The 12867-nt window shown below is 53.8% G+C and carries 9 protein-coding genes; 5 read left to right on the top strand and 4 right to left on the bottom strand.

Annotation, left to right across the window (positions count from 1 at the left end):
• Nucleotides 1–257: 257 nt before the first annotated feature.
• Nucleotides 258–1712, bottom strand: coding sequence for an efflux transporter outer membrane subunit (locus ACMYUL_RS11440; protein WP_415770635.1), 1455 nt, complete (start codon nucleotides 1710–1712; stop codon nucleotides 258–260).
• 680 nt (nucleotides 1713–2392) lie between these two features.
• On the opposite strand from ACMYUL_RS11440, the gene ACMYUL_RS11435 reads away from it, so the two are divergent.
• The 4 genes from ACMYUL_RS11435 (at nucleotide 2393) to ACMYUL_RS11420 (ending at nucleotide 8773) form a co-directional block, all read left to right on the top strand.
• Nucleotides 2393–5719, top strand: a complete 3327-nt coding sequence (locus ACMYUL_RS11435; protein ID WP_415770633.1) for a DUF2339 domain-containing protein — start codon at nucleotides 2393–2395, stop codon at nucleotides 5717–5719.
• Nucleotides 5720–5928: 209 nt separating this feature from the next.
• Nucleotides 5929–6309 carry a putative zinc-binding protein gene (locus ACMYUL_RS11430; protein ID WP_003757884.1) on the top strand — a complete coding sequence of 127 codons (381 nt, stop codon included), beginning with the start codon at nucleotides 5929–5931 and terminating at the stop codon, nucleotides 6307–6309.
• Between the two features lie 282 nt (nucleotides 6310–6591).
• A complete protein-coding gene (locus tag ACMYUL_RS11425; RefSeq protein ID WP_342030999.1) occupies nucleotides 6592–7443 on the top strand; it encodes a DUF1853 family protein in 852 nt (283 codons plus the stop codon).
• Between the two features lie 70 nt (nucleotides 7444–7513).
• Nucleotides 7514–8773: an RsmB/NOP family class I SAM-dependent RNA methyltransferase gene (locus ACMYUL_RS11420; RefSeq protein WP_415770631.1), complete on the top strand. Its 1260-nt coding sequence runs from the start codon at nucleotides 7514–7516 to the stop codon at nucleotides 8771–8773.
• A gap of 229 nt (nucleotides 8774–9002) precedes the next feature.
• Here ACMYUL_RS11420 and trxA read toward each other — a convergent pair whose 3' ends face one another.
• Nucleotides 9003–9335 carry a thioredoxin TrxA gene (gene trxA, locus ACMYUL_RS11415; RefSeq protein WP_415770629.1) on the bottom strand — a complete coding sequence of 111 codons (333 nt, stop codon included), beginning with the start codon at nucleotides 9333–9335 and terminating at the stop codon, nucleotides 9003–9005.
• A gap of 150 nt (nucleotides 9336–9485) precedes the next feature.
• Nucleotides 9486–11033 carry an ABC transporter ATP-binding protein gene (locus tag ACMYUL_RS11410; RefSeq protein WP_415770627.1) on the bottom strand — a complete coding sequence of 516 codons (1548 nt, stop codon included), beginning with the start codon at nucleotides 11031–11033 and terminating at the stop codon, nucleotides 9486–9488.
• Between ACMYUL_RS11410 and ACMYUL_RS11405 the strand changes: the two genes are divergently transcribed.
• Nucleotides 11032–11184: a hypothetical protein gene (locus ACMYUL_RS11405; RefSeq protein WP_415770625.1), complete on the top strand. Its 153-nt coding sequence runs from the start codon at nucleotides 11032–11034 to the stop codon at nucleotides 11182–11184. The genes ACMYUL_RS11410 and ACMYUL_RS11405 overlap by 2 nt on opposite strands.
• A gap of 35 nt (nucleotides 11185–11219) precedes the next feature.
• Here the strand turns inward: ACMYUL_RS11405 and ACMYUL_RS11400 are convergent, their stop codons facing one another.
• Nucleotides 11220–12761 carry a fatty acid--CoA ligase gene (locus ACMYUL_RS11400; protein WP_415770623.1) on the bottom strand — a complete coding sequence of 514 codons (1542 nt, stop codon included), beginning with the start codon at nucleotides 12759–12761 and terminating at the stop codon, nucleotides 11220–11222.
• Between the last annotated feature and the right edge of the window lie 106 nt (nucleotides 12762–12867).

The following is a 12867-nucleotide window of genomic DNA, read 5'->3' as shown; positions in this document are numbered from 1 at the left end:
CCTAACCCAATCTTCCCAGATATTGATTTGGCAAAAATGGGGCAGACAGTCTGCTTTTCTCATTCATTTCTAAAAACCCCTTATATCGCTAACTCAATACAGTTCGCATTGATTCATCAGCACTTCCTTACACACAAATTGTTCTAATACCCACTAACCTTTTTAATCGGCACCTTATTTATACCTATATCAGGAATTTTCAATTTTTTTAATAAACCTAGGTCGTCTGAAAAATTTCAGACGACCTTTTTACCTCTTTACTTCGACCAACCGCCGCCCAATGCCTTATACAGCGACACCAGCATCTGCGCCCTTGCCAGCCGCGCCGCAATCAGGTTTTCCTGCATTTGTTCTTCGGCGATATGGGCTTTGAGGGCGACATCCAGCGTTTTGTAGCCGTTGCGGAACATTTTTCCCGTATCTGACGCGTGGTGAGCCGCCTGATTATGGGCGGTTTGCAGCAACTCAGTTTGACGGCTTAGCGATTCCACGCCTTGATACGCGCTGTCAACTTCGCCCAGCGCGGTCAGAAGCCGTTTGTCGTATTCCAGCAATGCCGTCTGAAGGCGTGCGTCGGCGGCTTTGATATTGGCCTTGATGCGGCCGTTGGTAAACAGCGGCGTCTGTATGCCTACCGACAACAAACTTGCCCAGCCGGTCAACGAACGGTCGCCGTCCACACCGATGCGTCCGCCCTGTCCCATAAAGCTGATGGTGAAGCGCGGCAGCAAATCGGCTTTGGCACTGGCGAATTTGGCGGCGTAAGCATTGACTTGCGCCGCCTGCGCGCGCAGATCGGGGCGGCGTTCCAGCAAGCCTTGCGGCGTCTGCCCGCCCGGCGCGGAGGGTTGGCGCGCCAACACATCGACAGACGATTCGGGCAGCGTAAACGTCTGCGGAACGTTACCGGTCAACACGGCGATACTGCGCACATAAGCGGCGTATTCCGCCCCTATCGTGGCGCGTTTGGCTTCCGCTGCGGTCAGTTGCACTTTCGCCTCGTTCACTTCATAGCCGCTGACATGTCCCGCCTTAAACCGACCTTCGATGTAGCGCACCATCCGCCGCAAAGTGGCAACGGTTTGGTCAGCGGTTTTCAGACGGCCTTGTGCCGCACGTGCTTTGAAATAATTGTCAGCAATATCGCCCGCCACCAGCATTTGCGCGCCATACGCCAGCTCTTGTTGTCCGAGCGCAGCATAACGGGCGGCATCGGCATCGCTTCGTTTCTTGCCGAAAATATCCGGCTCCCACGAAGCGGTCAGTCCGCCGTACATGCTGGTGCCTGTGGACTCGATGGTATCGCCGTTTAAAGACGAGGCCTGCGGATAACGCGAGAGCAACGCCCTGGCATTGCTGTCGAGCGGATTATCCATTTTGCTGTAATTCGCCCCCACCTTGCCACTCAGTCCGACGGTCGGCCCCAAATCGGCACGCGCCGCCCCCGCCACGGCACGGGCTTCGTTCAGACGGCTGACGGTGATTTTCACATCATGCCCCTGCGCCAAACCCTGCGCGATTAATCCGCTTAACACCGGATCGTTCCACTTCTGCCACCATGCCCCGATATCCGCATCGCCCTTCGCCGCCGTATCCTGCGTAAATGTTTCGGGCAATTCAACCTGACTGTTTAACGGAACTTCTGTGTTTTTGCAGGCAGCAAGCACCAAGACTGCGGCAATACACAATAAATGGATTTGATTGAATTTCATCGTATTTTCCTTTTTGAAAAGGTTTTAGCGTTCCGTTTTGGCAAAATTTGCTCCGCTCGTTTTCAGAGTGTGCAGCCTCTTGACCGGACAACCTTTCAGACGACCTTTCAAAATATTTTTTGTGAAACCTAGGAACCTGAATGTAAGCCTGCGGCTTACTGCCCTCTACCTAACCCTCTCCCACGGGGAGAGGGGACAAATTGGTCGAATCCCTAAAAATGGTTGGGTTTCAGCATCCTCAATCTCCTCTCCCATGAAGAGAGGAGACAAAATTGGCGGGAAACCCAAAGCATGGTTGGGTTAATGGGGCATTAGATTTTCTTTCGAAAAATATGGGTATCAAAAAAGCCTTGAGACTTGGTGGCTAGACAAACCGTACCCTATCGAAGCTAACGCCTATAATAAATAGTCCGTATCAAGCATGGCAAGTTCACAGGATTTGCGCCCGGTTTCACGATGTAAAGCCTATATTCATGATAAACAGCAGGACAAAACCCATCGACAAGGTCGTCTGAAATCCAATTTCACTTTTCAGACAACCTTGTACCGTAAATTAATTCTGCAAATACAATGTCGCTTACCGCACAACAGCTTTTCCTACCGTTACGCCTTCTATACATCTTTCTCATGACAAGAATGCTACAATTGGCATATTTTTACCTCTATCGGACAGGTGTTTTATGCAGTATTTCTGCCTACTCATCCCCATCCTCATTGGCTATTTTCTTGACGAAATGACCGTCGGCGTCATTTTCGGCTCTATTTTATGGTTGTTTGCGCGGGAACTCGGCAAACCACGTCAGGAAGAGCGTGATGCGAAACTGCAAAATCTGGAAAAAGAAATCGAGTTGCTGAAGCTGCGTTTGACGGCTTTGGAACACGAATCCGTTCATGATGAAGCAGAAGTCGGGCAAGCACGGAAACTGCGTGCTGTTTTGTCCGAACATGCCGACGATATTCAGACGACCCCTGCGTCGCTTCATGAGAAGGTTGAGCCTTTGGCAACGGCGGACAATGCGCCCGTCGAACCGCACATCGAACCGGTTGCTGCGCCCTCTTTTTCTACACCTGTTCCCCCTGTTTCCGCTGAACCTTCCGTACAGCCCGAACCTGCTTTGTACGCAGACAGCGTGGAAACGCCTATCCAAGTTTCTGCTATTCAAGAAGACGAACGCAAACAAAACGCGCCTGTCCTGCAAACGTCGTCTGAAAATGAAGCGCAGATGTCGTCTGAAAATATAGCTGAACACGCAGACGCAAAATCTAGTGAAATCGTTATCAACAAAGAAGAAGGTTTCGATTTCAAATTCTCCGAAAATCCGATTGTTGCTTGGTTCCTGCGTGGCAATCCGCTGCTGAAAACCGGTATCGTGGTGTTGTTCCTCGGCTTGGCGTTCCTCTTGCGCTATGCCTCCGAGCGGATTTATGTACCGGTGGAAATGCGTTACCTGACCGTGGCAGGCGCAGGTCTGGCAGCAGTCGTCGGCGGCTGGAAGCTGCAAAGCCGAAAACGCGAATACGGCTTGGTGTTGCAGGGCTTCGGCGTGGCGGTAATGTATCTGACTTCTTTGGCAGCGTTGAAACTGCATCCGCTCTTGCCCGCACCGATCGTGTTCGTGCTGATGGTGGCGATGGTCGTATTAATGGCGTTGCTGGCGATCAGGCAAAACGCGCAGATTATGGCGCAGGTCGCCTTGGTCGGCGGTCTGGCGGCGCCCATCCTAGTATCGGACGGCAGCGGCAATTATTTGGTGCTGTTTTCCTACCTTTCCCTGCTCAATGCCGGCGTAGCGGCGATTGCTTGGTTTAAGGCATGGCGGCCGCTGAATCTGACGGGTTTCGCCGGAACTTTCTCCATCGCCGCGTTGTGGGGCATGCAAAGCTATACGCCGCAGCATTTCGCCACCACCGAGCCTTTCCTGATTTACCACTGGCTGCTCTACACCTTCATCGCCTATCTGTTCGCCCGCCGCAAGCTGACGGAAAGCCGCGAAGACACGCTCGCGCCTGTTGCCGACAATGCGACGCTGGAAGAAATTTGGAACAGCCTCTGCTCCCACGGTCTGCGCGTCCATGTCCTCGACCATACTTTATTGTTCGGCACGATGGCGGCGGCGTTCGGGCTGCAATACCGCATGGTGGAACACTGGCCGTCTGCGGACGCCTTCTCCGCACTGGGCTTCGCCGCCGTTTACGGGCTTGCCGCGCTGATGCTGAAACGGCAACAGGGTTTATATATCCTGCGTCAGGCGTTTTTTACCCTGTCGCTGCTGTTCCTCACACTCGCCGTTCCGCTTTACTTTGAACGCGGCAACACCGTCATCCTGTGGACGGTAGAATCCGCGCTCGTGTATTTCTTCGGACTGCGCCAACAGCGTCCGCATATGCGTTTGGGTGCGCTCGTCGTGTATCTGTTGGCAGCGCTGATCCAGCTGAGCGGTTATCAGCCGGGAGAAAACACCATCCTGCACGGTCAATGGTTCACCACCCTGCTGACCCTGTTCGGCGGCGCGGCAATTTACCTGCAATGGCATCTCTACCGCCGTAAAAGCTCGGCGCAATGGGAACAGACGCTTCAAGACGCAGCCCTCTGCGCCGCCCTGTTCTACACATCCATCCTGCCTTTACTGTTTCTCGCAGAACGCGGCAGCATCATCGTTCTCTCTGCTTTGGTCGCAGCTTGGGCGTTCTGCCGGGGCAAAGGCAAGTCGGACGTGTTCAGCACATTCGCCTTGGGCAATGCAATCTTTATTCTGATCTTCCAAGCCTCGATTAATGATGAACCCTACGGCTTTTTGACACACTGGCATCTCTTTGCCGCCGCGCCGCTGCTGTTTGCCGCCGCCTATGCGCTGCAATATTCGCGTGTCCAAACCGAAGTCTCGGAAAGCCAAGACACACAAGACCAACCCCTCCCATTCTCACGGATTGCAGGCTGGGCTATCCTCGTTATCGCCCTGATGTTGGGCGGCTTTGCCACCTACACCCAATGGACGGGCGAAGAAACCCTGTTTATCGAGCTTTGGGCATTGCCGATATTCATCACCTTGCTGTTGCTTGCCAACCGTTTGAACTGGAAAGAACTTTTTCAGACGACCTTGGCATTCATGCCCCTGTTTGCCCTGCACTTCATCGGCTATCACCTCGAACACCTATGGATGGCCGCCGCAGCCCTCCCGCTTGCCGCCGCTACCGTGTTGAACTTCGTCATCCTGAATAACCACCGAATCAATGCGCCTATCGACTTGCACAAACTCAACATCATCATGCTCGGCATCCTTTGGTCGCTTTGGGCAGGAATGTACGTCGGCGAGCGTCTCGACGGCGTTTGGTCGCAGCTCTCGTGGCTTGCCGTACCGCTTATCATGTGGGTCGTCCTCCATACTCAGCGGCAGCGCGGCTTTTTCAGACGACATCAAGCCGCCTATCAGCATTTCGCCCTGCCGATAGCCGCCCTTGCGTCGGCAAGTTGGATGATATGGACGAACTTCTCCACTCCGTTCCAACCCGCGCCGTTGCCGTATATCCCGCTGCTTAACCCGCTGGAGCTCGCCTGCGCCGGAATGCTTTGGTTTGCCCTGAAGTCCCTGCCCGAAGCCCTGCCTTTGGAATACCGCCGCGTGAACGCGCCCGGCGTCGCCGCCCTCGCATTCATGGTTATCAGCGCGGGCGTGATGCGCCTGTGGCACTTCTACGACGGCATCACTTGGCGACTCGACATCATGCTCCAATCCTTCGGCCTGCAAGCCAGCCTCTCCGTCGTGTGGGCGGTTACCGCCATCATCCTCATGGTGTACGGCAACCGCCGCAAACTGCGCCCCTTCTGGATAACCGGCGCAGCGCTGATGGCGATTGTCGTCGTCAAACTCTTCCTCATCGAGCTTTCCAACAGCGGCGGCATTGCCCGCATCGCCTCCTTCATCATCGTCGGCGTACTGCTGCTTCTGGTCGGCTGGTTCGCGCCCGTTCCGCCCAAAGCGGTGGAAAATGAAGAGGACAAGGTATAGTCCAGTCCCAAAGCAAAGGTCGTCTGAAAACCGACAGCAAGTTTTGCTAAAATATTTTCAGACGACCTTCAGGCATCCCGAATCCAACCCGACATTGCAGAAAATCCGACCACTTTTGTCAGGCCTGCTTCAATCTAAGCATGCTTTACCGATTATTGATGGATTAAAATACACATACAAAATGAAACAGTCTAAAGAGGAGATTAAAAATGCCCAACCGCAGCGAACTTCCGTTGATTTATTCCTGTTCCGGATGTTCTGACGTAGCGCAACTTGCCAACAATACCGCCGTAGCACTTGATCACGCCGGTGAATTTGAAATGTCGTGCATTTCCGGCGTAGGAGGCAAAGTCGCACCTTTAGTACGCAAAGCGCAGTCCGGCCGGCCGATGCTGGTCATCGATGGTTGCCATCTGCATTGCGCCAAGTCGTGTTTGGAAAACGTAGGCGTCGAGATTTCAGAAGAACATCACGTCAAACTCTATGACTTGGGCTACAAAAAGCGTTTTGGCAAAAGCTATGACGAAGCGGCGGTAGAAGAAGTCTATCAATATGTCTTAACTAAAAAACACGATGTGTTAAGCAACTAGCCACCTTTCCCCCAAGCAATCCGTTTGCAAAACCTTCGACACAAACCCGAATGGATGACAACCGTTTCAAAACAAAGGTTGTCTGAAAACCGATAGCAAGTCTCGCTAAAGCGTTTTCAGACGACCTTTTTTGGCAGGGAGAACGTTACCGCCCGATTGCCAACTTGTTCAATATCTTGAAGGGGAAAACAATTGCTGCTTAGACGGTACAGCGGCCTACAGGTTTCAACTTCATGCTCAATATTATAAAATCCATCACCTTCCCAACATCCGCACCGCCCCATGAACTACGCCCTAGATGCCCTATGGTGGAAACTCGCCACCCCGTCCGTCCGCGACCTCGCCACCCTGTTGACTGCCCCGCCGCTTTGGCAAAGCGGTTGCGAATTGAGTGTGCGCGCTCTATTGGGCGAACGCGGCTTCCGCTATCTTTTGGATTTGGACGGTAATCCCGCCCCCTTAGACGACTATCTCGCCGAACATGCTCCCTTCGGCAACCGACTCGGCATCTACGCCGAGCGCCTGCTCGCATTTTGGTTCGCCCACGCGCCGCATACCGAATTGCACGCCTGCAACCTACCCGTGTTTTCAGACGACCTCACGCAAGGCGCCGCCGATTTCATCGCCTCCATCAACGGCAAACCCTACCATATCGAACTGACCTGCAAATATTACGGCAGCGACAGCGGCAAATCTACAGACCTGTGCGGACTCAATTCCAAAGACACCCTCGCCGCCAAAGTCGCCAAACTGCCCCGCCAACTCGCCCTGCTTCAATCCCTCGAAGGCAGCGAAACCCTGCGGCAAAACCGTCTCCCCGACGCGCCGCAACCCGCTTCCGTCATACGCGGCATCGGCTTTTTCCCCGCTGGCGCAAATTCCGCCGAAGCCCCGCTGAACCCATACTGCTGGTGTGGCGTCTTTATCCGAGACTGGTCGGCATATCCGACCCACGACGGCGCACGCTACCACTTCATCGACCGCATGGCATACCTCGCCCCCGCCCGCGTCGCCGAAGCGCAGACCCTGTCAGACCATGCTGTCCGCCAGATCGAAAGCGGCTTAATCGCCAAACTCGAATTGCGCCCCGACGGCTTTTGGCATGAAATCGAACGCATCATGAAGGTCGTCTGAAACCCGATTCAACGTTTTCAGACGACCTTTCCAGTATAATCCAAGCCTTTCCCCCGATTGCGAACCCACCATGACCCCGATCCAACTCGACCATACCGCCAAAGTCCTGGCTGACATGCTGACTTTCAAACAGCCTGCCGATGCCGTTTTGTCCGCCTACTTCCGCGAACACAAAAAACTCGGCCGCCAAGACCGCCACGAAATTGCCGAAACCGCCTTCGCCGCCCTGCGCCATTATCAAAAAATCAGTGCCGTCCTGCGCCGTCCGCACGCCCAGCCGCGCAAAGCCGCGCTTGCCGCACTCGTCCTCGGCAGAAGCACCAACATCAGCCAAATCAAAGACCTGCTCGACGAAGAAGAAACTGAGTTCCTCAGCAGCCTCAAAGCACGCAAAACCGAATTTTCAGACGACCTCCATACCGCCGCCGAATTGCCGCAATGGCTGGTGGAGCAACTGCAGAAACATTTCAGCGACGAAGAAATCCTCGCCTTCGGCCGCAGCATCAACCAAGCCGCGCCGCTGGACATCCGCGTCAACACGCTCAAAGGCAGACGCGACAAAGTGCTGCCGCTGCTTCAAGCCGAAAGCCCCGATGCGGAAGCCACGCCCTATTCCCCTTGGGGCATCCGCCTGAAAAACAAAATCGCCCTCAACAAACACGAATTGTTTTTAGACGGCACGCTTGAAGTCCAAGACGAAGGCAGCCAGCTCCTCGCCCTGCTTGTCGGTGCCAAACGCGGCGAAATCATCGTCGATTTCTGCGCCGGCGCAGGCGGCAAAACCCTCGCTGTCGGCGCGCAAATGGCAAATAAAGGCAGAATCTACGCCTTCGACATCGCCGAAAAACGCCTTGCCAACCTCAAGCCCCGCATGACCCGCGCCGGACTGACCAACATCCACCCCGAACGCATCAGCAGCGAACACGACAGCCGCATCGCCCGCCTGACCGGCAAAGCCGACCGCGTTCTGGTCGATGCCCCCTGCTCAGGTTTAGGCACACTGCGCCGTAATCCCGACCTCAAATACCGCCAGTCGCCCGAAACCGTCGCCAAACTTTTGGAGCAGCAACACAGCATCCTCGATGCCGCCGCCAAACTGGTCAAACCGCAAGGCAGGCTGGTTTACGCCACTTGCAGCGTATTGCCCGAAGAAAACGAAACGCAGGTCGAACGCTTTTTGGAAGAACACCCCGAATACGAACTCCTCGACTGCGCCGAACTGCTCGCCGGTTTAAAAATCGATTTGAACACTGGCAAATACCTGCGCCTCGATTCGGCAAAACACCAAACCGACGGATTCTTCGCCGCCGTTTTACAACGCAAGGAATAAATGTTCAAATAAGGCATAAACACACGGAAGGTCGTCTGAAAAACCTGATACTAGGTTTTCAGACGACCTTTTTAGTGCAGATTAAAGCGAATTTAATCGGGCAATGCCCGTTTGCCGAAATCCTCAAACGATAAAGAAGAGAACAGGCAAAACACCCCGTCTCCCTAAAATCCAAACATACAAAAAGGTCGTCTGAAAATTTTCAGACGACCTTTTGCGTTGTTGAAACTTAAGCCAAAGAAGCGTTTACAAATGCGGTCAACTGACCTTTTGCCAATGCACCAACTTTGGTAGCGACGTTTTCGCCGTTTTTGAACACCATCAGCGTCGGGATACCGCGTACGCCGAATTTGGCAGGGGTGACTTCGTTGTCGTCGATGTTGAGTTTGACGACTTTCAGACGACCTTCAAATTCGGCGGCGATGTCGTCCAAGATCGGAGCGATCATTTTGCAAGGGCCGCACCAAGGTGCCCAGAAGTCGAGCAATACGGGGACGTCAGATTTCAAAACGTCTTGTTCGAAATTTGCATCGGTGGTGTGGATAATCAGTTCGCTGCTCATGAGTTTTTCCTTTTTGTGTCAAATTGAATCAGATGTTGTGCAGGATAGGGCTTGGGGCTGAAAATTTCAAGTGTCGCCAAAGTGTAATAGTTTTTTTGTAAGGTCGCCATCGCGATTGGCTAATGTTTTTCAGACGACCTATCCGACGGTTCAGCCTGCCCTGAAGCTCATCAGATGGCACGTGTAATCGCTGGAAGGGTTGGCAAATACGGTTTCGCAGCCGCCCTCTTCGACGATTTTGCCGTCTTTCAACACCATCACGCGGTGCGACAGGGCGCGGATGACGGCGAGGTCGTGGCTGATGATGATGAGGCTGAGACCGTGTTTTTTCTGCAAATCGGCGAGTAGCTCCAGAATCTGTTGCTGCCATTGTACGTCGAGCGCGCTGGTGGGTTCGTCCAAAACGAGGATTTTCGGGCGGACGATGATGGCGCGGGCGATGGCGAGCCGCTGGCGTTGTCCGCCGGAAAAGGCGTGCGGATAGCGTTCGAGCGCGTCTTCGGGCAGGCCGACCTGCCGCAATACGTCTTGCACGCGCTGCCGCATTTCTGCATGGGACAAATCGGGTTCGTGGACGCGCAGGGCTTCGGAAACGATATTAAAGACGTTCATGCGCGGGTTGAATGCGCCGAAGGGGTCTTGGAACACCATTTGGATATCGCGTCTGGATTCGTGTTTCCAGTCTTCGCCGTTGATTTTCAGACGACCTTCCGCTTCGATAAGGTGCATCACGGCTTTTGCCAGCGTGGTTTTGCCGCAGCCGCTCTCGCCGATGATGCCCAGCGTTTCGCCCGCTTTCAAATCGAAGGAAACCGGCTCCAGCAGGGTTTTGCTGCGTTTTTTGAACCAGCCCGCCGTTTCTTTGACGGCAACGGAAAGCTGCTCCGCCTGCAAGACGGTGGCGGGATTGCCCGCCAAAGGTACGACCTTGCGCGCGGCACCGGCGTTCAACAGCATTTGCGTGTATTCGTGTCGCGGACGGGCAAACACTTCCGCCGCCGCGCCCGTTTCGACAATACGTCCGCCGCGCATCACGGCGACGTCGTCTGCAAAGCGGCGGACAAGGTTCAGGTCGTGAGTAATGTAGAGCATGGTCATGTTGTGCGCCTGTTGCAAGCGCGCCAACAAATCGAGAATCTGCGCCTGCACGGCGACATCCAAGGCGGTGGTCGGTTCGTCGGCAATCAAGAGCTTGGGTTCGGCGGCAACCGCCATCGCAATCATCGCCCGCTGCCGCTGCCCGCCGGAAAGCTGGAAGGGATAGGCAAAGGCTTTCTGCTCCGGCTCGCGGATGCCGGTTTCCGCCAAGAGTTCGACCGCCCTCGCCCATGCCTGTTTTTTGTCCAAACCCAGATGCAGGGTCAGCACTTCGGCAATCTGCGCGCCGACGCGCATCACGGGGTTGAGCGCGGTCATCGGCTCTTGAAACACCATGCCGATTTCCCGTCCGCGCAGCTTTTGCAGGGCGCGTTCGGATTGTGTCAGCAAATCGTTGCCGTCGAATTTCAGACGACCTTCAAACGACACCAGCGGATTCAGCCGCATAATGCCCTGCGCCAACACGGTTTTACCGCTGCCGCTCTCGCCGACCAATGCCAGTTTCCTGCCGGTCTGTACGGTCAGGCTGACATCGTGCAGGACTTGCTTGCCGGGGAAAAAGGCGTTTAGGTTTTCAATTTCAAGGATGGGTTTCGTCATGGTATCGAGGTCGTCTGAAAACGGTTGGAATCAAATCGGCAATACCCGCCGCACGGGCAGAAATCTTTACGAAGCAATAAGCCAATATCTAATGATGAACAAGAAACGCGCCCAGCAAACATCGGCTTTCTGCTTTTCAGACGACCTCTGATTCAAACCCGCAAACCGAGGTCGTCTGAACGCTTATTATTTCTGAAACTGCTCTTTCAACACCCGTTTCAACACTTTGCCAGTTGCGTTTTTCGGCAGTTCGTCTTTAAAGTAAATCTGTTTGGGGATTTTAAAATTCGCCAAATGTCCGCGCAAATGGGCGCGCACGTCGGCTTCATCCAACGTTTCGCCGTCTTTGAGTTGGATAAAGGCGATAATTTCTTCGTCGGCGTATTGGTCTTTCACACCGATGACGGCTGCGGCTTCGACGGCGTCGAGTTTGTAAATCGCCTCTTCGATTTCGCGCGGATAAACGTTTTGCCCTTTGGAAATAATCAGGTCTTTTTTGCGGTCGACGATAAAGATAAAGCCATCTTCGTCTATCGTGACAAAATCGCCTGTTTTCAGCCAGCCGTTGACGATGGCTTCGTCCGTGGCATCGCGCATATTCAGGTAGCCCTGCATGACCGAACCGCCTTTGACGATGAGTTCGCCCACTTCGCCCGTCGGCACTTCGACCAATTCGTCGTTGACGGCTTTGACTTCCAATCCGGGCAAGGCGATGCCGACGCTGCGGGCTTTTTGCCTTTCGGGCGTATTAACGGCGACGACGGGCGAGCATTCGCTCAAGCCGTAGCCTTCCAAAAGCTTGGCGCGCGGGAACTTCGCTTTAAAATCAAGGATGGTTTGTTCCGCCAAAGGCGCGCCGCCGCTGATAAACAGACGGACGCGGTTGAACCATCTGAAATACCAAGGGATTTTCGCTTTGCTCATGGCGGTGTAAATCGCGGGCACGCCCAAAAACACGGTCGCGCGTTTGAATAAAACCTGTTTCAAAACGTTGGAGAACGGGAAAACGGATTTCACCAAAATAATCGAACACGCCATATAAATCGGCAGCAACACCATAGCCGTCAGCGTAAAGCTGTGGAACATCGGCAGGAACACGACGAAACGGTCGCGTTTGGTAATCTTAAAGATGCGCTCTATGCCTTCGAGGTTGGAAAACAGGTTGCCATAGCTGATTAATGCGCCTTTTGGGTGACCTGTCGTGCCGGAAGTGTAAATAATATGCGCCAAATCATCGATTTTCGGCTGGCGGCTCAAATCGGGCGTGCCCGAGAAACGGCGCGCTTCTTCAAAACGAACATCGACTTCGTCCGCCGCTTTCGCCTCGCCTATCCAAATGATTTTCTCGACGCGGGTCTGTTTTTTCAGCCCCTTCAATTCTTTCTGCAAACCTGCCGAAGCAAACATAAACCGCGCTTTGCAGTCGTTCAAAATATACGCGTATTCGTTGTTTTTCAAAAACGTATTCATCGGTACGGCAACCGCGCCGATGGCGGAGACGGCAAAATAGGCGCTGATAAACTCCGGCGAATTGGACACCGCTAAAGCCACTTTGTCCCCGAATTTGACACCCATATTTTGCAGATATGCGGCTACGGCATCGACTTCTTGCCTGAGCGCGTGGTAGGTGGTTTTTTCTTTGTCATTGAACACCGCAGTACCTTTGCCGTTTTTACGGCAGGCAGCGGCCAGCATTTCGTAGAAATTTGTGTTGTGTGTTTGATTCATTGTAATTCTTCAAAAATTAAGTGAGTAAAATATTATAGAGGTCGTCTGAAACTTCCAAAGGCGCGGGTCGCGCATTGATGTACGCCCGCAAAGACTCCGTGCTTAT

This window comes from Neisseria sp. CP9 (assembly GCF_047758525.1).
GTDB lineage: Bacteria > Pseudomonadota > Gammaproteobacteria > Burkholderiales > Neisseriaceae > Neisseria.
The sequence above is the reverse complement of the archived record's forward strand: the minus strand, read 5'-3'. Positions and strand labels throughout refer to the sequence as shown.

Coding starts and splice junctions, on each gene's coding strand:
- ACMYUL_RS11430 (WP_003757884.1), top strand. CDS start 5,929: ATGCCCAACCGCAGCGAACTTCCGTTGATTTATTCCTGTTCCGGATGT.
- ACMYUL_RS11425 (WP_342030999.1), top strand. CDS start 6,592: ATGAACTACGCCCTAGATGCCCTATGGTGGAAACTCGCCACCCCGTCC.
- ACMYUL_RS11440 (WP_415770635.1), bottom strand. CDS start 1,712: ATGAAATTCAATCAAATCCATTTATTGTGTATTGCCGCAGTCTTGGTG.
- ACMYUL_RS11420 (WP_415770631.1), top strand. CDS start 7,514: ATGACCCCGATCCAACTCGACCATACCGCCAAAGTCCTGGCTGACATG.
- ACMYUL_RS11405 (WP_415770625.1), top strand. CDS start 11,032: ATGGTATCGAGGTCGTCTGAAAACGGTTGGAATCAAATCGGCAATACC.
- ACMYUL_RS11400 (WP_415770623.1), bottom strand. CDS start 12,761: ATGAATCAAACACACAACACAAATTTCTACGAAATGCTGGCCGCTGCC.
- ACMYUL_RS11435 (WP_415770633.1), top strand. CDS start 2,393: ATGCAGTATTTCTGCCTACTCATCCCCATCCTCATTGGCTATTTTCTT.
- ACMYUL_RS11410 (WP_415770627.1), bottom strand. CDS start 11,033: ATGACGAAACCCATCCTTGAAATTGAAAACCTAAACGCCTTTTTCCCC.
- trxA (WP_415770629.1), bottom strand. CDS start 9,335: ATGAGCAGCGAACTGATTATCCACACCACCGATGCAAATTTCGAACAA.